This is a genomic window from Ensifer sp. 22460 (genome assembly GCF_052044935.1).
GTDB lineage: Bacteria > Pseudomonadota > Alphaproteobacteria > Rhizobiales > Rhizobiaceae > Ensifer.
This window is the reverse complement of record NZ_JBQENZ010000015.1, coordinates 102,766-119,796: the sequence shown is the minus strand read 5'-3', so window position 1 is coordinate 119,796 and position 17,031 is coordinate 102,766. Positions and strand designations below refer to the sequence as shown.

Here is a 17,031-nt window from a genome sequence, read left to right as displayed (position 1 = left end):
CGAGGGTCAGCCCCCCTCAGCGAGTTTGATCGGTGCATCACGCGGCCGATATCGACAGCGCGCCCGAATGTGATACGCGAAAGGATCAGATCGCCGCGACTCACCCCCACAACAGCCGGTTGCCGCCATGTTTCGTGACTTCTCGCCCCAGAGCCTCTTCATGGGCCTGCTGATCGCCTTCGTCGGCTTCGCCAGTTCCTTCGCCGTCGTGTTGCACGGCCTGACCGGAGTCGGCGCCAGCGAAGCACAGGCTGCCTCCGGGCTGATGGCGTTGTCGATCTCCATGGGCGTCTGCGCGATTGTCATCAGCGCCATCACGCGGCTGCCGGTCAGCATCGCCTGGTCGACGCCGGGTGCCGCACTGCTCGCGAGCGCCGGCGTCGTCGAAGGCGGCTTCAACGCTGCCGTCGGCGCCTTCCTCGTCTGTGGGCTGCTCGTCGTCGTCGCCGGCCTCTGGAAACCGCTCGGCCGCCTGGTTTCGGGCATTCCTGCCCCGCTCGCCAATGCCATGCTCGCGGGGGTGTTGCTCAGCCTCTGCTTCGCGCCGGTCAAGGCGATCGCCTTCAATCCGCTTCTCGGCTTGCCGATCCTCATCGCCTGGGCGGTCGTCGGCAGCGTCAACAAGCTCTATGCGGTGCCGGCCGCGCTCGTCGCTTTCGTACTCGTCATCGCCTTCGGCGTCAAAGTCCCGGCGGGCGCCTTCTCTACCCTGTCCTCGGCGCTGGTGCCGACCGTCGAGTTCGTGACCCCACAGTTCAATGTCGCAGCCATGGTCAGCATTGCGCTGCCGCTGTTCATCGTCACCATGGCCTCGCAGAACATCCCCGGCATCGCGGTGTTGAAGGTCAACGACTATCACCCCGCCCCCGGGCCGCTGTTTGCGACCACCGGCCTCTTTTCCATGCTGAGCGCGCCGTTCGGCGGCCACGCGGTCAATCTGGCGGCGATCACCGCCGCCATGTGCGCCGGCAGCGATTCTCATCCCGATCGCAACCGACGCTACTGGTCGGCGATCAATGCCGGCGCCTTCTACATTCTCTTCGGGCTGCTTGCCGGCGCCGTCACCACCTTCGTCAGCCTTGCGCCTTCCATCCTGATCGAGGCGGTGGCCGGCCTCGCGCTCGTCGGCGCCTTCGCCAGTTCCGCCATGGCCGCCTTCACCGAGGCGAAGACACGCGAGGCGGCCGCCATCACCTTTCTGGTGACGGCATCGGGCGTCAGTTTCGCCGGTGTTTCCGGGGCCTTCTGGGGTCTGATTGCCGGTGGGCTGATGCTGGCGCTTGCGCGTCTTACCCAGAAAAAGGCCTGAACCCGCGGCAAAGCTTGCATTTCAAGCCGATCTCGTCTATGCACCGCCCCGTCCGCGTAGACACCCTTGGAGGCAACGCGGATGAAGCCCATGTGGCTTCGGTTCATCCGCCATGTCGGATGAGCTCTCCAGATTTAGACATAGAAAGGTCTACCCATGAGCCACGCAACTTACGAGCTCAAGGCCGAGACGCGCGAACGGGTTGGTAAGGGGTCCTCCCGTGAACTTCGTCGCAACGGTCTTATCCCGGCTGTCATCTACGGTGACAAGCAGGCCCCCGTTTCCATCGCACTCTCCACCAAGGAAGTGACGATGAAGATCCACGCCGGCGGTTTCATGACCACCGTCGCGGTCATCGACGTCAACGGCGAAAAGATCCGCGTCCTGCCGAAGGACTACCAGCTGGATCCGGTCCGTGACTTCACCATGCATGTCGACTTCCTGCGCGTCTCCAAGGACAGCCAGGTTACCGTTGAAGTTCCGGTTCACTTCGAAAACGAAGAGAAGTCCCCGGGCCTGAAGGCTGGCGGCGTTCTGAACATCGTTCGCCACGAAGTCGAACTCAACGTTTCGGCCAACGACATTCCGGAATTCCTCAGCGTCGATCTCTCCGGCCTCAAGGTCGGCGATGCCGTTCACATTTCCAACATCAAGCTGCCGAAGGGCGCGACCCCGGTCATCACCGACCGCGACTTCACCATTGCAACGATCGTTGCTCCGGCCGGTGGCGTGAAGGAAGAAGCCGAAGGCGAAGCAGAAGCCTGATTGGCTTTTGGGTGACTGGCGAAAAGCCAGTCCCGCTGCACTTCATCGAAAGCCCGTCCCATTCGTTTGGGGCGGGCTTTTTGCATTGGTCCACCGGCCTGTGGCCACACAGCGCCGGCATCGCATCTCATCATTTATCACGAAGCGATTTCAGCAACATTTAAGGTTTTGATGATGTTCTTCTGTCGGGGAAACTGGGGCTCAGACTGAAGAGAATCCGAATATGAAATGCGTGGCAGCACCTTCCAAGGCGTGCATCCGATGATGCATTCCGTGGAGAACCGATTTATTGCGATTGTCTGTGGCGCAATGCTCGTTTTCATTGCCCCTCTGCTCGTTCTCTTCCTGAGTATCTCCAGCGACCGCATCGCACGCGAGCGGATTCACAACATCGAACTGCTGATGGCCGCAAGCGCCGAGGCGCTGGGCAAACCCATCTGGGACTTCGACAGCGACGGCATAAAGCACATCGCCCGATCGCTGATAAACGGCACCGATATCCTCTCTGTCACCGTCCGCGACCAGACCGGCTCGATCCTCGCCCAGATGCCGCTCGGCGGCGCTGTGCCCGGCACCAAGGACCGCATCCTCAGCCTGCCCATTTCCTATCAGTCCATGGATGGGATGAAGGAGATCGGTCGCATCGAGGTGAGAGTGCCGACGCCCGGCCTTCTGTCGCAATTCAGCAAGGACGAGCTGGCGATCCTCGCCATCCTGCTCTTCGCCGTCGCAATCGTCTTCGCCGCAGCCCTCGTCGGCAATCGCTTCACGGTGATGCGCCCGCTGATGCGCCTGACGGCGGCGATCGAGGCGACGCGCCGGCTCGGCTCACGCCACCGGGTCGACTGGACCTCCGACGACGAAATGGGCGCGCTTGCCGCCAATTTCAACGAGATGCAGGACCGGCTCGAGCGCGAAGAGACCGAACTGAAGAGTGCGCACGAACGCGTCACCGATATCTACAACCTGACGCCCGCCATGCTGTTCTCGCTCGACGTAGACGGACGCCTGCTCGCCGTCAGCGACTACTGGCTGCTGGCGACCGGTTACGATCGGGACGACGTCATCGGCCGCGACTTCGTCGATTTCATCGATCAGCACTGGCACGAAACCTATCGCAGCCATGCCAAAACGATCGCGGTCGGCGACCATGAGATCCGGGAGGTCACCGTTCCTTTCCGCAAGACGGATAGCGAGCTGATGACGGTGCTGATCCAGGAGACGAAGGCGACCGGTGAAGGCAGCCTGTCGCTCTCCGTCATGACCGATGTCACGGCGCTGAAGCAGGCGGAAAGCCGCAACCACACCCAGGCGATCACCGACCACCTCACCGGCCTGCTCAACCGCCAGGGGTTCGAAGGGGCACTCGATGACGCGATCCGGCAGGCCGACGAATGCGGCATGCAGCTTGGCTGCCTGTTCATCGATCTCGACCGCTTCAAGTGGATCAACGACAATTTCGGCCACGCGGCCGGCGACGAAGTATTGCGCCACACGGTCGAGCTCATCCATGACGCGCTGCGCCCCGGCGACATCATGGCCCGCCTCGGCGGCGACGAATTCGCCATCCTGATTTCCGACCGGGATGCGGCTGCGCTCGCAAGCGAGATCGGCGAACGCATCGTTTCGGCCCTGCGCGAGCCGATGCCGATTGCCGGCAACGAACTCCTCGTCAGTGCCAGTGTCGGCATCTCGGTCTACCCGGCCCATGCGGAAAACGCCTCCGACCTCTTGCTCAAGGCGGATATGGCCATGTATGCGCGCAAGCACGATGGCAAGAACGGCCTGCAGCTCTTTGATGCCAGCATGCTCGACGCTTCCCGCGAGCGCCATGAGATCGAACAGTGCATCGAGGCTGGGCTGAAGGACGACCACTTCGAGGCCTGGCTGCAGCCGATCGTCAGCCTTGCCGACGGGCAGATCGCCGGCTTCGAGGCGCTGATGCGCCTCAACCACCCGGAAAAGGGCCTGATGCCGCCCGGCAAGATCATCGGCATTGCCGAGGAAACCGGCACGATCGCCCGCATCGGCGACCACATCCTCGAAAAGGCGATCCGCCATCTGGCTGCGATCTCCGAGCTGGACGGCACGCAGAACACCTATCTGGCCGTCAATTTCTCGCCGCTGCAATTCGAGCTGACGCTGCCGCACAAGCTCGCCGCCCTGCTCCTGAAGCACCATATTTCGCCAAGCCGGATCGTCGTCGAGATCACCGAAGCCGTCCTCATGCTCGACAATCCGGAAGTGCACGCGGTGCTGAAGCAACTCAACGAATTCGGCTGCCGGATCGCGCTCGACGATTTCGGCACCGGCTATTCATCACTGAGCTACCTCAACCGTTTCCCGGTCGATATCGTCAAGGTCGACCAGTCCTTCACCCGTTCGCTGAGTTCCGGCACCGTCGACATCCGCCGCAAGAGCCGCATGCTGATCAAGGGCATCCGCACCATCTCGCACCAGATGGGCTGCACCGTCGTTGCCGAAGGCATCGAGACGAAGGAGCAATGGCAGCTGCTGCGCAAGCTGGGTGTCGATTGCGGCCAGGGATATCTCTTCAGCCGGCCGATGCAGATCGACAGCATGCTGAAGATGCTGGAAAGCGACTCGGAGGCAAAGACGGCGGCGGTGGCAGACAGGCGGGCATGATGTTCGCTGCCAGCGGTCACGCTCTCCGATGGAGGTTCGGGACGCGGCAGCACTGCGCGGATACCGCAAGGCATGCAGCAAAAGGAGGAAAGCACGTGAAGGCGCTGATCCCAATATTTTTCCTCGGTCTCTTCACGACCGCTGAGGCACAGACGATCAAGTTCGTCACCGAGGAGTACCCCCCTTACAACTTTTCGACCGAGAACGGTCCGAGCGGTGCGGCGGTAGACCAGGTCAAGCGGATCATGGAGCGGCTGAAGCAGCCTTACACGATCGAGGTTCTGCCCTGGGCGCGGGCTTTCATGCTGGCCGAAACCGATCCTGCCTATTGCGTTTTCACCACCGGCCACGACGCCGAACGCGACAAGAAGTTTCTATGGGTCGAACCTCTGCTGGTCGATCATATGGTTATGGTTCGCCACGCCGGCTCAAACATAGCACCGGCTTCGCTGGAAGCAGCACGTCAGTACACCGTAGGCACCCAGCGCGAGGATTTTTCCGCAACCTATCTCAGGGACCACGACTTCCCGAAGATCGACTATGCCGCAAACCTCGATTCGAGCGTGAAGAAGCTGATCGCCGGACGCGTCGATCTGCTGATGACGTCAGAGAAAACCTTCCAGAGCATGCGCGCCGAGGGCAAACCGGTCGAGGCGGCGCTGGTGCTTGAAGGCAAGCTCTACGGCATCGCCTGCCACCGCGATGTATCGCGGGCAACCGTCGCCGCGATGCAGCGCGAACTGGACCGGTTGGTCGGCAACGGCACCCAGGACGAAATCTTCAAGCACTACGGCCTCACGCCGAATGCCAGCCTGCGCGCCGAGAAATAAGCGTTGACTTCCCCCGGGCACGATGATTTTGGATGGCCCCACCCCGAAATCATCGACGCGTGACGACATGCTGATCATCGTAGGGCTTGGCAATCCAGGTTCGAAATACGCCACCAACCGGCACAATATCGGCTTCATGGCGGTCGACGTCATTCACCGCCGGCACGGCTTTTCTTCCTGGTCGAAGAAGTTCAAGGCCGAGATCGCCGAAGGCGAGATTGCCGGCGAACGCGTGCTCCTGATGAAGCCGCAGACCTTCATGAACCTCTCAGGCGAAGCGGTCGGCGAGGCCATGCGCTTCTACAAGCTGCAGCCAAAGGACATCACCGTCATCTATGACGAACTCGACCTGCCGGCCGCCAAGGCGCGGCTCAAGGTCGGCGGCGGCCATGGCGGCCACAACGGCATCAAGTCGATCGATGCCCATTGCGGCAAGGAGTATCGCCGCCTGCGCCTGGGCATCGGCCATCCCGGCGTCAAGGACCTCGTTCACGCCCACGTTCTCGGCGATTTCGCCAAGGCCGACCAAGCCTGGCTGATACCGCTGCTCGACGCCATCGCCGACAATGCCGACATGCTGGTGCGCGGCGAGGATTCCCAGCTTCTGAACAAGATCGCGCTCGCGACCGGCGGCAAGCCGGAAGCGGACAAGCCCGAAACCCCAAAGAAGCAGGGCGCGCAATCGCACATCCACCAGGCGCGCAATTCCGCCCAGCCAAAGAAGCTGCCGGCAACCGGCCCGATGGCCGACATGCTGAAGAAGATGTTCGGTTCGAAGGGCGACTAGCTTCCCGTTTCCGGAGCGAGCGCTAGTTTTCGCTCAGGTCGGCTTTGAAGACCGGCCTGGAGCACGCCCTATGAGCCACCCGGTGATTGACTGGCTTCTCGCTTCGGATCCTTCGATCCGCTGGCAAGTGATGCGTGACCTGCTGGATGCCCCGGAACCTGTGTGGAGGGCCGAGCGAGCCAAGGTGGAGACCGAAGGCTGGGGCGCCAGACTGCTTTCGCATCAGGACGACGACGGCCAATGGGCGGGCGGCGCCTTTATTCCGGCTGGTTTTGACGCGCGCGAGTGGTCCGAGCGCGGTCAGCCCTGGACGGCCACGTGCTTTTCGCTGTCGCAGCTTGACTTCTTCCGCATCAAACGGATAGCCGCGAACCTGAAAGAGACCCGAACGCCTAGGCGGCTCTGTGCGCTGCCAGAAAGATCCGCACCGCCTCGGCCGCATGGGCCTGCAAGACGTCAGGCGCCGGAATGGCGCCGTCGCCGAGCAGCATGGCGTCGTTCACCGGCCCACCCATGACGAGCCAGTTGAAGAACCCGCCAGCGACCTGCACATCCTTCACCCGGATGTCGCCCTTCTCGCCATAGCGCTTGAAGGCGACGGCAAGCCGCCTGATCGAGCGCATCGGTCCGCGCTCGTGCAGCGCTTCGCCAAGCTGCGGAAAGCGCTCGACCTCGGCAATCACCAGGCGTCGCACCTGCATAAGCCGCGGCGTCATCACGATCGCCAACAACTGGGTGGCATAGTCGAGCAGAAATTCTTCGATTGGCTCATCGCCGTCAGGATCGGCGACCTGCTCCTGGAACTCATCGCCTGCCCCGCCCGTCATGCTGCGCACGACTTCCAGAAACAGCGCCTCTTTGCTCTGGAAATGGGAATAGACGGTCTGCTTCGACACTTCCGCCGTCGCCGCGATCTCATCCATGTTGGTGCCGAGAAAGCCGTGTTTCAGGAAGAGATCGCTTGCTGCCGCCACGATCCCCTTGCGGGTGCGTTCCATGCGCGTCTTTGCGCCGTTGCTCAATCCTGCCCCTCCGCCTTGCTGCACGTCACAAATCATCTGCCCCACACGATAGGCCAGTCGGATTGACAAATCAAACTGGACGGTACAGTCTAGTTAGTGATACGATGTCGGGAGAGGGCCATGGTGAAACCACAAGCAAGAAATCGAATTGCCGCCTGCCGCTGCGGGCTGGTTGCCTTTGAAGCCGTCGGCGAACCGATCGTCGGCGCCGCCTGCTATTGCACCAGCTGCCGCACCGCCGGCGAGCGCTTCGAGGCCCTGCCCGAAGCCTCGCCTGTGCTGGAAGCCGACGGCTCGACGCGCTTCGCGCTCTACCGGAAAGACAGGATCCGCTGCATCAGGGGCAGCGAGCTTTTGCGCGAGCATCGGTTGACACCCGAGGCGCCGACACGAAGGGTGATCGCGAGTTGCTGCAACGCCGCCATGTTCCTCGAATTCAAAGGCGGCCACTGGTTGAGCGTCTACAATCAGCGTTTCGCCCCGGACGAACAGCCGCCGCTCGAAATGCGGACCATGACGAAAGATCGCAAGGCAGGCGTCGAGTTCAACGACACACTGCCGAGTTACAAGACGCATTCGGGCCGCTTCATGTGGCGGCTTTTGACCGCCTGGGCGGCCATGGGATTCAAGGCGCCCAGGATCGACTATGTGAAAGGTGAGGCCAATGGCATCTCAGGCTGAGAAGATCGAGATCGAAAACATCGTCTCGCCCGGCCACAAATACCGTGTCGACCGGGTAAAGTACGAGGCAATGCGCGAAGCCCTGCTCGCGGTCCTGCCGGCCACACCGGGGCTGACCGTCGCGGAAGCGAAGGAGCGGCTATTGCCGTTGTTGCCGCAGGACCTTTTCCCCGAGGGTGCAAAGGCCGGCTGGTGGCTGAAGGCGGTTCAGCTCGATCTCGAAGCCAAGGGCACGATCAAGCGGGAAGCAAGCAAGCCGCTTCGTCTACATAAGAAAACATAAAGCGAACCGGCGACCCCCGCCATCCTTCGTACCGGCCGCTCGTTATTCCTCGGGTTCGGTGGTGAAGAGCAGCGGAAAACCCGCTTCCTTGGCAAGATCGGTCGCCGCCTTGGCCTTGGTTTCCGCAATGTCGCGCACACAGACGACGACCACCGAAGTGCCCATCTTGTGCGCCGTCATCATCACGCGGTAGCCGGCCTCCTCGCTCATATGGAACACGGCCTTGAGCACGCCGACGACAAACTCGCGCGGCGTATAATCGTCGTTGAGCAGCATGACTTTGTAAAGTTTCGGCCGTTCGAGCTTCGGCTTGACCTTCACTTTGACTTTTCTGGCAACCTCGTTGTCACTCATCGGAACCACCCCGTTGATGACAGAAAGAACGGAAATTCCTTAAACCAGAACCGATTTAGGGACAAAATCGTGAAGCAGATCTAAATGTTACAGCGACGCGCGGCGCTATATGCGCACTATCCTACGGGCGGGCGCACCGATCAAGCAAAAGCAGGGGCGGCAGTCACCGTCGGTCAGTTGGCGGGCCAGTGCCCGACGAACATCGTCGCCGCCTCGTCATAGGAGCGGGCCCGCTCCAGTGCCGCCTCGGGCGCCTGCTTGCGCGCAAGAAGCGCATGATAGAAGCAATGCACGAAGAGCGGCGCATCGGCCCCTTCGGGCGAACCATCGGGAGCGACGTAGAGGGCTGCGCCATCCGCCCCGACAAAGGCATCGCCGTATGCCTTGCCGCCGGTTTCGCAGCAGGTGCTGAGAACGATCTTGCCGCCGAGCCTGGCATGCTCGGCAACGACCGAAGGCGGCAGGCTACCGTCGACTAGCATCGATGTGTCGATGCCTTCGCAATACTCGCCGAAGACGAAACCATTTTCGTCGCCGTGACCGCAAATGACCAGATGCTGATGCACGAACTCGCCGCCGGCGATCAAGGTCAGGAAGTCCCCGGGTGTCCCCGGCAGATGCAGCGTGACGACGGCGCTAAGGCTCTCCAGCATGGAACGGATCAGCAGGGCTTCAAGCGTGTCGCCGATATCGACGACGGCCACCGGCACGCGCGGGAACATGAATTTCTGATCGATCAATGTGGGCTCCTCAGACTTTTCGCCGCGACGGGACCGGCGGATTTCTGAGGGCATATGCGGCCCAAATACCGCGCGTTCAACGGCGCAAGCCCCTTATTTACCGTGAACGGGGTGTCCACCCTTGACCAGGAAGCGCCCTTCCCGCATAGCCACGCCAACGGAATTTAAGGATACGGACGAGACCCCATGGGCTTCAAATGCGGTATTGTCGGGCTGCCGAACGTCGGCAAGTCCACGCTCTTCAACGCACTCACCAAGACGGCGGCCGCCCAGGCAGCCAACTACCCGTTCTGCACCATCGAGCCGAACACCGGCGAAGTGGCGGTGCCGGACCCGCGCATGCGCAAGCTTGCCGACATTGCCAAGTCGAAGGAAATCATCCCGACGCGCATCTCCTTCGTCGATATCGCCGGCCTCGTGCGTGGCGCGTCGAAGGGTGAAGGCCTCGGCAACCAGTTCCTCGCCAACATCCGCGAAGTGGATGCCGTCGTGCATGTGCTGCGCTGCTTCGAGGATGACGACATCACCCACGTCGAAGGCCGCATCCACCCGGTCGCCGATGCCGAGACGATCGAGACCGAGCTGATGCTCGCCGACCTCGACAGCCTCGAGCGCCGCACCGAGCAGACCCGCAAGCGCGCCGGCGGCAAGGACAAGGACTCCATGGCGCAGTTGCCGATCATGGAAGCCTCGCTGAAGCTGCTGCAGGACGGCAAGCCGGTACGCACGCTGCTTGCCACGCTCGATGCCGAAGAGCTGCGCATCCTGCAGGGCCTCAACCTCCTGACCGCCCATCCGGTGCTCTACGTCTGCAACGTCGCCGAAAGCGATGCGGTCGACGGCAACGAACACACCCGCGCGGTTGCCGAAATGGCAAAGGCGCAGGGGGCCGAAAGCGTCGTGATCTCGGCGGCGATCGAATCCGAAGTGGCACAGCTGCCGGAAGAAGAATCCAAGGAGTTCTTGAGCGCGCTCGGCCTCGAAGAAGCCGGTCTCGACCGTCTGATCCGCGCCGGCTACAAGCTGCTCGACCTCATCACCTACTTCACCGTCGGCCCCAAGGAAACCCGCGCCTGGACGATCCAGCGCGGCACCAAGGCACCGCAGGCGGCCGGCGTCATCCACACCGACTTCGAGCGCGGATTCATCCGTGCCAACACGATCGCCTACGAGGATTACATCACGCTCGGCGGCGAAGTGGGCGCCAAGGAAGCCGGCAAGGCGCGCGACGAAGGCAAGGAATACGTCGTCCAGGACGGCGACGTCATCCACTTCCGCTTCAACACGTAAGGCCGGTCGCAGCGCTTTTGCGCTGCATCAGGCATGAGAAAGCGCGCTGCCAGAGACGATCTGAATGCAGCGCACATCAAGGCTCAGAGATCACGGCGCGGCATGCAACCGCGCCGTCATCGTTTCCGGCAGCAGGCCCATGACCATACGGCGCAGCCTCTGCCAGAAGATGCCGATGACCAGAACAGTGACGCCGACGGCCGCGAAGGCGACGAAGACGTAGCTGTCGAGCGAAGCGCCGGTCTGGCTCAGCATCGTCCAGATCGCACCACCCAGCGACAACAGCCCTGAGGTGACGAAGGCGCGGCGGTCGATGATCAGCCCGACCAGCATGAAAGCGGCGACGATCAGGATCGCGGCAACCGCCTGGCCGAAGCCGGCCCGGCCGTCCCACCAGCTGCTGCCACCGTTCGACAGGAAAACCAGGCCCATCAGTGCGTAGAGCAATGCAGGTGCTGCGGCCAGGTGCAGCCAGAATGCCGTATCCGAGCGCGCGGTCTCACGCTGTGGATCGGAAACGTCGTAGCGCATGGCGGCCGCAAAAAGGCCCAGGGCTCCAACAAGAACGGTGAGCGCGAGAAGCATGAAATGGTCTTCGTTGGCAAGGTCGATCCCCAGGATCTTCTCGAGGGCAAGAAGGATCGCGACCACGCAGATGAGTGCGATCGATACCATCAGACCGGCCAGCGCCAGTGGTACACGATAGCGCCAGTAGAACAGGCCCAGCGGGATCGGGAACGCCGATAGGTAGGCGAGTGCAAAGACAAGCGGCTTCCAGGCATCGTCATGCTCGCTCACGAACAACAGTGACGTCGTCCCGACCCAGTGCACGAGCGCGACCGTCAGCGCCACCGACGGCAGTGCCAGCCGCTGGCGCCGCACCAGGATTTCGGCAAGGATGAGAATGACCGGCAGCGTTGCGAACGGACCACCCAGACCCCAAAGGCCGATCAGCACGACAATGACGCCGATGGTGATCAGGATATCGTGAAATCCCCGCACGAACCGCGGCTGCTCGCTGTCTTCGGCTGCACGCGCATCAAGCGCAGCGTCCTGTCGCTCCGCGGCGGCATCCGGCGCCGTCGGCCCGAAGATCATGCCGCGGTCCGCAAGATAGGCTTCCAGATCTCTCACCTGGTTCGCTGAGATGATCCCTTTTTCGGCAGCGCCTGCGAGCGCTCTGTTCAGTTCGGTCACGAATGCTCCTCGATCAAGCGCCGGCGGATGCGGCAGCTAGACAGGTGGTTGCATGAACGTCCGGCATGCGCAACCTGGAAATTCAGCCCGCGCTGCCTCGCAACAGATCCGCTCAAATGGATTCCGCTTCGATAAATTATGCAGTAGGTAGACGGCAGCAAATCAGACGGGACAACTCAAGCATGCTGTATTTCGAGGATTTTTCCGAAGGGCGCCGTTTCGACTACACGCCGGTCGAGATGAAGCCGGCGGAGATGATCGCCTTCGCCAGTGAGTTCGACCAGCAGCCGATGCATCTCGATGAGGAAGCGGGAAAACGCAGCATTCTTGGCGGCCTTGCCGCGTCCGGCTGGCACACCAGCGCCGTCGGCATGCGCATGATGCTCGACGCCTTCATGGGCAATTCGACGTCTCAAGGGTCGCCCGGCATCGACTTCATGGACTGGAGGAAGCCGGTCATCGCCGGCGATATCCTCAATGGCTTCAGCCTCGTGCTCGAGGCGCGGCGGTCGAATTCGAAGCCCGATCTCGGCATCGTCAAATTCCGCAACGAAATCACCAACCAGGCGGGTGAGCCCGTGGCGGTCTCCGAATGCACCGTTCTCTTTCGCTGCCGCGAGAAGGGGCAAGCCTGATGATGACGATGGAAGAATTTTACGCCGCCAGGGCCAGGACCGCCATCGGCAGCCTGACCTTCACGGCCGAAGACATCATCCGCTTCGCCCGCGACTTCGACCCGCAGCCTTTTCATCTCGATGAGGAAGCGGCACGGCATTCGCTGTTCGGCGGGCTTTGCGCATCGGGCTGGCATACCAGCGCCGGATGGATGCAATGCTTCGTCCGCTTCTGGAGGAACGAGCAGCGCCGGCTCGCCGCCGAGGGTCTGCGTGCGCCGAACCTCGGCCCCTCGCCCGGTTTTCGCGATCTCAAATGGTTGAAGCCGGTCTATGCCGGCGACACGGTCACCTATTTCGTGACCTTCCTCGAAAGCCGCTCGCTCACCTCGAAACCCGGCTGGCGGATCAACACGATCCTGTGCGAAGGCGACAACCAGCACGGCGAGGCGGTGATCCGCTTTGAGAGCAAGGTGATCGAGTTCGTGTAGCAACGAGCGCCGCCTTCGGGCGACGCACCTCCAGAGACATCTTAATTCCAGCGCGGTTTGCGCGTAAAATCAGCACCAGACAAAGCGCGGTGCCGACTGTCACTTACCCCGTGCGGGATGCCCGCCTTGCATCAAGGAAACGGGAGTGTTGGCCATGGAAAAAACCCATGTCTGTGAACTGGCGGACGCCTATCTGCGTCTTGGCGGCCATCGCCGTGTCGTGATCGACGATAACGAGACATCCGTCAGAAGTTGGGAAGACGAGCCTCCGGAAGCCGAACAGTTTTGGCAAAAGGAAGTAGAGACACTGCCACCCGCCACACAGCGTGAAGTTCAGCTGATGTTGCGGACGATCAATCGCCTCTGAAGCGATCGAAAATGATCCGGTGCGGAACGCGCGGATTTCGATCCGCAATGCCGCTATCGCCCGTCAGGATCAGTGGCCTTCGAATTCGATCAGCGTGCGGACATTGACGCCGAGCGCTTCGAGCTTCTTGCGTCCACCGAGATCGGGGAGATCGATGACGAAGCAGGCGGCGACGATATCAGCGCCCATCTGCTTCAGAAGCTTGGTGGCCGCTTCCGCCGTCCCGCCGGTCGCAATCAGATCGTCGACGAGAATCACCTTCTCGCCCGGCTTGATGGCGTCCTTGTGCATCTCCATTTCGTCGACGCCGTATTCCAGGCTGTAGGCGATGCGCACGGTGTCGTGCGGCAGCTTGCCCTTCTTGCGGATCGGAACGAAGCCGGAAGAAAGCTGGTGTGCAATCGCGCCACCGAGGATGAAACCGCGCGCTTCGATGCCGGCGATCTTGTCGATCTTGGTACCGGCGTAGGGATGCACCAGCTCATCGATCGCACGGCGGAATGCGCGCGGATTGCCGAGCAGCGTGGTGATATCGCGAAACATCACGCCCGGCTTCGGATAATCAGGAATGTTCCGGATGGCGGAGATCAGTTCCGATTGAACGGTGGTCATGGGCAAAAGGGCCTTTGCGTCTCTTGTTACCGCAAACCCATAACACCATCGGCCTCTTTGTCTATAACGGTTTCTTCTCGCGTCGTCGGCGGGAACAATTGGCCGCCCTTGGGGGTTGATGCTACTCTAATCGTGCGGTCGCCCGACCGGCGCGCCGCGCTCTCGCATCAAACTTTAGACAGGGAAGGAAGCACCATGCGCCTGTTTGAATGCGGTTCCCTCGTCCCGGGTTGCGAATGGCACACGCGCGCCGACAACGATGCCGAAATCGTGCGCCGCGCCGTCGAGCACATGCGCGAAACGCACGGCGAGACGGTTATTCGCGAAAACATGATCGACAACATCAAGGCCCGGATCACCGACGAATCCAAGGCGGCGTAACCGTCCGGCCAAGGCGGCGTAAGCCGTCCGGCCAAGGCGGCGTAAGCCGTCCGGCCAAGGCAGGGTAGCCGTCCTCAAGGCGGCGCTAGCCGTCCTCAAGGCGGCGCTAGCCGTCCGATTAGTCCGGCTGCACCATGGCTTCGAGCCGGGCGATGAGGTTTGCCCGGTCGAGACTGAAGTTGCGCTCGATCCAGAGATTTTCGAGTTCGCTGAGGATTTCTCCCACGCGCGGGCCGGCCGGAACGCCGGCCTTCAGCACATCGCCGCCATTCAGCGGGAAGCTCGGCCGCTTCCAGGCGTCGGCGCGTGCCAGCAGCCGGCGCAGCGCAGCGGTTTCGGACAGCAGCGCCGGATCGCCTTCCGACTTGCGCCGTGCCGTTGCCAGCGCCAGCCGCAGCCCTGTGACAATCCCCTCCACTCCATGACGATAGAGCAACCGATCGAAGGCCGTATCGACGGTGGTCGCGGGGACCGCCGGCGCCTTGGCCCAGCGGCTGAAATAGGCAGCTTCCGCCTTCGACAGACGCAGACGCTCCGCCATTGCCTCCAGCCGCTCTTCGTCCGGCGGCACGATCGCGGCCAGGCGCAGAAGCGGATCCGGCGCCCAGCCAAAGGCCCGCTCGGCGGCAACGATATCCGGGATCGCGTCGATGCCCCATTTTTCCGTTTCCGGCAGAACTTCGGTCAGCACGCCTGCCTGGCGCATCCACAGCAGCGCGCGGCCGGGATCGGCGGCGGAAAGCAACTTCTTTGTTTCGGCCCAGACCCGCTCGGCCGAAAGCGTTGCAAGCTTCGAGCGCGCCCTGGCACAGGCGCGCAGGCCCTCGGCATCCGGCCTGCCGCTGCCGTAATGCGCGAAGAACCGGAAGAAACGCAGGATGCGCAGATAGTCCTCGGCAACCCGCTCTGAAGCATCGCCGATGAAGCGCAGCGTGCGCGTCTCGATGTCCGAGAGCCCGCCGACATCGTCGAACACGTCGCCGCGGTCGTTCGCGTAAAGTGCATTGATGGTGAAATCCCGCCGTTCTGCATCCGCCTTCCAGTCGCTGCCGAAGGCGACTTCCGCGCGGCGGCCATCAGTCGAAACATCACGCCGGAGCGTCGTCACCTCATAGGGCGTACCGTCGATGACGAGCGTCACGGTGCCATGATCGATGCCTGTCGGCACCACCTTGATGCCTGCCGCCTTCGCCCGCTCGAACACTTCGTCCGGCCGCCAGGTGGTCGCCATATCGATGTCGCCGGCCGGCAGCCCCATCAGGCTGTTGCGCACCGCGCCGCCGACGACCCGGACCTCGCCGCCCTCGACGTTCAGGACCTCGAAAACACGGCGGAGAGAGGGCGATGAAAACCAGCCTTCGCCGGCAACGGAAGTCATGCGTAAAGCCTTTCATAGAGCATGCGGAGAATGCCGGCGGTGATACCCCAGATGTTGCGATCACCATAGGGCATTCGATAGAAATGCCGCTCCTCGCCCTGCCAATGCCCGCGACCGCGGGCGTGATTGCTCGGGTTCATCAGGAAGGACAGCGGCACCTCGAAGACGCTTTCGACCTCGTCCGGATTGGCGATCAGTTCGAAGCCGGGCTTGACCACTGCCAGCACCGGAGTAATCCGGAAACCGGACATGGCCATGTAGTGCGGCAGCCGACCGATGGTTTCGACGAAGCGCGGATCGAGGCCGATCTCCTCCTGCGCTTCGCGCAGCGCCGCCACTTCGACGGAACGGTCCTCGGGGTCGACGGCCCCGCCGGGAAAGGCAACCTGGCCGGAATGCTTGCGCAGGCTCGCCGTGCGCTGGGTCAGGATGACGCTGGCATCGTCGCCATCGTCGACGACGGGCACGAGCACTGCGGCATCCTTCAGATGCAGCGTCTCCAGATAGGGCACGATGCCCGGATTGAGCAGGAAATCGCCATGGTCGCGCCAGGAGGTTTCCACCGGTCCGCCCATCTGGGTCAGCGCACGTCGACGGAATTCGTCAGCGGAGAAGAGATGCCGGTTCATCGCGACAGCGCTTCCAGCTCTGCCGCCGGCATGATCGGGAAGACGGCGCCGCCCGAGCGCACGCAGAACATCTCGGTGCCATCGACTTCAAGCGTCTCACCGAGTTCGACGATGTCGTACATGACGGGCCGGGAGACCAGCGCCTCCAGGCGCCCGCGCACATGCAGATATGGTTTCAGCTCCCGGTTCTCGCCGTGGATGACGAAGCGCAGCGGATGCTCCGGCCCGGCTTCGACCACATCGCCGACATTGGTGCGGAAGGTCAGGACCTGGCCCTGTTCTCCCTCGGTCATGCTCATTTCGACGGCCACGAACGGCGCATCGACGATGCGGATGCCGACCTTTTCCACAGGGGTCACGAGATAGGTGCGCCCATCCTCGTCCTTGCGCAAAACGGTGGAAAACAGCCTGACCAAGGGCTGCCGGCCGATCGGTGTGCCGAGATAGAACCAGGTGCCGTCGGCGCGGATCTCCATGTCGATGTCGCCGCAGAACGGCGGATTCCAGCGGTCCACCGGCGGCAGGCCGCGCGCCTTTTCGCCGGTCTGCCCCGCAGCACGCGCAATCAGTGCCGCCAGTCCGGCGGCATCGCCGGTTTGCTGAATTTCGGCTTCTGCCATTGTTCCGTCCCGTTTGACCCCGATTTTCAGATCGA

The 17,031-nt window shown here is 62.4% G+C and carries 20 protein-coding genes and 1 pseudogene; 13 read left to right on the top strand and 8 right to left on the bottom strand.

What is annotated here, in order from left to right; all coding sequences use genetic code 11:
* Positions 1-127: 127 nt before the first annotated feature.
* From ACTJKM_RS19590 to ACTJKM_RS19565, 6 genes and pseudogenes are all read left to right on the top strand, one after another.
* Positions 128-1,309 (top strand): benzoate/H(+) symporter BenE family transporter, encoded by a 1,182-nt coding sequence (locus ACTJKM_RS19590; protein ID WP_058326545.1) that lies wholly within the window; start codon positions 128-130, stop codon positions 1,307-1,309.
* 156 nt (positions 1,310-1,465) lie between these two features.
* Positions 1,466-2,074, top strand: coding sequence for a 50S ribosomal protein L25/general stress protein Ctc (locus ACTJKM_RS19585; protein ID WP_058321130.1), 609 nt, complete (start codon positions 1,466-1,468; stop codon positions 2,072-2,074).
* A 261-nt stretch (positions 2,075-2,335) separates the two neighbouring features.
* Positions 2,336-4,720, top strand: a complete 2,385-nt coding sequence (locus ACTJKM_RS19580) for a putative bifunctional diguanylate cyclase/phosphodiesterase (protein ID WP_058326575.1) — start codon at positions 2,336-2,338, stop codon at positions 4,718-4,720.
* 95 nt (positions 4,721-4,815) lie between these two features.
* On the top strand, positions 4,816-5,550 hold the full coding sequence (locus ACTJKM_RS19575) for a substrate-binding periplasmic protein (protein ID WP_058321131.1): 735 nt from the start codon (positions 4,816-4,818) through the stop codon (positions 5,548-5,550).
* Between the two features lie 67 nt (positions 5,551-5,617).
* Positions 5,618-6,337 carry an aminoacyl-tRNA hydrolase gene (pth, locus tag ACTJKM_RS19570; protein WP_058326574.1) on the top strand — a complete coding sequence of 240 codons (720 nt, stop codon included), beginning with the start codon at positions 5,618-5,620 and terminating at the stop codon, positions 6,335-6,337.
* Between the two features lie 70 nt (positions 6,338-6,407).
* Positions 6,408-6,686: pseudogene (locus ACTJKM_RS19565) on the top strand (squalene cyclase); the annotation flags it as partial.
* A gap of 43 nt (positions 6,687-6,729) precedes the next feature.
* Here the strand turns inward: ACTJKM_RS19565 and ACTJKM_RS19560 are convergent.
* Positions 6,730-7,359, bottom strand: a complete 630-nt coding sequence (locus ACTJKM_RS19560; RefSeq protein ID WP_245296048.1) for a TetR/AcrR family transcriptional regulator — start codon at positions 7,357-7,359, stop codon at positions 6,730-6,732.
* 120 nt (positions 7,360-7,479) lie between these two features.
* On the opposite strand from ACTJKM_RS19560, the gene ACTJKM_RS19555 reads away from it, so the two are divergent.
* Complete coding sequence (locus tag ACTJKM_RS19555; RefSeq protein ID WP_440637852.1) at positions 7,480-8,040, top strand: GFA family protein; 561 nt, start codon at positions 7,480-7,482, stop codon at positions 8,038-8,040.
* Positions 8,024-8,323, top strand: a complete 300-nt coding sequence (locus ACTJKM_RS19550) for a DUF6958 family protein (RefSeq protein WP_058326543.1) — start codon at positions 8,024-8,026, stop codon at positions 8,321-8,323. Before ACTJKM_RS19555 ends, ACTJKM_RS19550 begins: the two co-directional genes overlap by 17 nt.
* A gap of 42 nt (positions 8,324-8,365) precedes the next feature.
* Here ACTJKM_RS19550 and clpS read toward each other — a convergent pair whose 3' ends face one another.
* Both clpS and ACTJKM_RS19540 read right to left on the bottom strand, forming a co-directional pair.
* Complete coding sequence (gene clpS, locus ACTJKM_RS19545) at positions 8,366-8,677, bottom strand: ATP-dependent Clp protease adapter ClpS (RefSeq protein ID WP_057253114.1); 312 nt, start codon at positions 8,675-8,677, stop codon at positions 8,366-8,368.
* A gap of 173 nt (positions 8,678-8,850) precedes the next feature.
* Entirely contained in the window at positions 8,851-9,417 is a 567-nt protein-coding gene (locus ACTJKM_RS19540) for a hypothetical protein (protein WP_058326542.1), read from the bottom strand.
* 186 nt (positions 9,418-9,603) lie between these two features.
* On the opposite strand from ACTJKM_RS19540, the gene ychF reads away from it, so the two are divergent.
* Entirely contained in the window at positions 9,604-10,707 is a 1,104-nt protein-coding gene (gene ychF / locus ACTJKM_RS19535) for a redox-regulated ATPase YchF (RefSeq protein ID WP_093233981.1), read from the top strand.
* Positions 10,708-10,797: 90 nt separating this feature from the next.
* On the opposite strand, the gene ACTJKM_RS19530 is transcribed toward ychF, so the two are convergent.
* Positions 10,798-11,904, bottom strand: a complete 1,107-nt coding sequence (locus ACTJKM_RS19530; RefSeq protein WP_063893319.1) for a hypothetical protein — start codon at positions 11,902-11,904, stop codon at positions 10,798-10,800.
* A 182-nt stretch (positions 11,905-12,086) separates the two neighbouring features.
* Between ACTJKM_RS19530 and ACTJKM_RS19525 the strand changes: the two genes are divergently transcribed.
* The 3 genes from ACTJKM_RS19525 to ACTJKM_RS19515 all read left to right on the top strand — a co-directional run bounded on the left by ACTJKM_RS19525 (position 12,087) and on the right by ACTJKM_RS19515 (position 13,376).
* Entirely contained in the window at positions 12,087-12,539 is a 453-nt protein-coding gene (locus tag ACTJKM_RS19525) for a MaoC family dehydratase (RefSeq protein WP_057253110.1), read from the top strand.
* Positions 12,539-13,009, top strand: coding sequence for a MaoC family dehydratase (locus tag ACTJKM_RS19520; RefSeq protein ID WP_082616006.1), 471 nt, complete (start codon positions 12,539-12,541; stop codon positions 13,007-13,009). The genes ACTJKM_RS19525 and ACTJKM_RS19520 overlap by 1 nt, the downstream gene beginning before the upstream one ends.
* 154 nt (positions 13,010-13,163) lie before the next feature.
* On the top strand, positions 13,164-13,376 hold the full coding sequence (locus ACTJKM_RS19515; RefSeq protein ID WP_057253108.1) for a hypothetical protein: 213 nt from the start codon (positions 13,164-13,166) through the stop codon (positions 13,374-13,376).
* 69 nt (positions 13,377-13,445) lie between these two features.
* On the opposite strand, the gene ACTJKM_RS19510 is transcribed toward ACTJKM_RS19515, so the two are convergent.
* Positions 13,446-13,988 (bottom strand): adenine phosphoribosyltransferase, encoded by a 543-nt coding sequence (locus ACTJKM_RS19510; protein WP_057253106.1) that lies wholly within the window; start codon positions 13,986-13,988, stop codon positions 13,446-13,448.
* Positions 13,989-14,183: 195 nt separating this feature from the next.
* Between ACTJKM_RS19510 and ACTJKM_RS19505 the strand changes: the two genes are divergently transcribed.
* Complete coding sequence (locus tag ACTJKM_RS19505; RefSeq protein ID WP_057253104.1) at positions 14,184-14,369, top strand: DUF1059 domain-containing protein; 186 nt, start codon at positions 14,184-14,186, stop codon at positions 14,367-14,369.
* 118 nt (positions 14,370-14,487) lie between these two features.
* Here ACTJKM_RS19505 and ACTJKM_RS19500 read toward each other — a convergent pair whose 3' ends face one another.
* From ACTJKM_RS19500 to ACTJKM_RS19490, 3 genes are read right to left on the bottom strand one after another with little or no spacing between them, the layout of a single operon-like run.
* Complete coding sequence (locus tag ACTJKM_RS19500) at positions 14,488-15,747, bottom strand: CCA tRNA nucleotidyltransferase (RefSeq protein WP_058326540.1); 1,260 nt, start codon at positions 15,745-15,747, stop codon at positions 14,488-14,490.
* Entirely contained in the window at positions 15,744-16,376 is a 633-nt protein-coding gene (locus ACTJKM_RS19495; protein WP_057253100.1) for a CoA pyrophosphatase, read from the bottom strand. The genes ACTJKM_RS19500 and ACTJKM_RS19495 overlap by 4 nt, the downstream gene beginning before the upstream one ends.
* Positions 16,373-16,996, bottom strand: coding sequence for a DUF1285 domain-containing protein (locus ACTJKM_RS19490; protein ID WP_058326539.1), 624 nt, complete (start codon positions 16,994-16,996; stop codon positions 16,373-16,375). The genes ACTJKM_RS19495 and ACTJKM_RS19490 overlap by 4 nt, the downstream gene beginning before the upstream one ends.
* Positions 16,997-17,031: the final 35 nt, after the last annotated feature.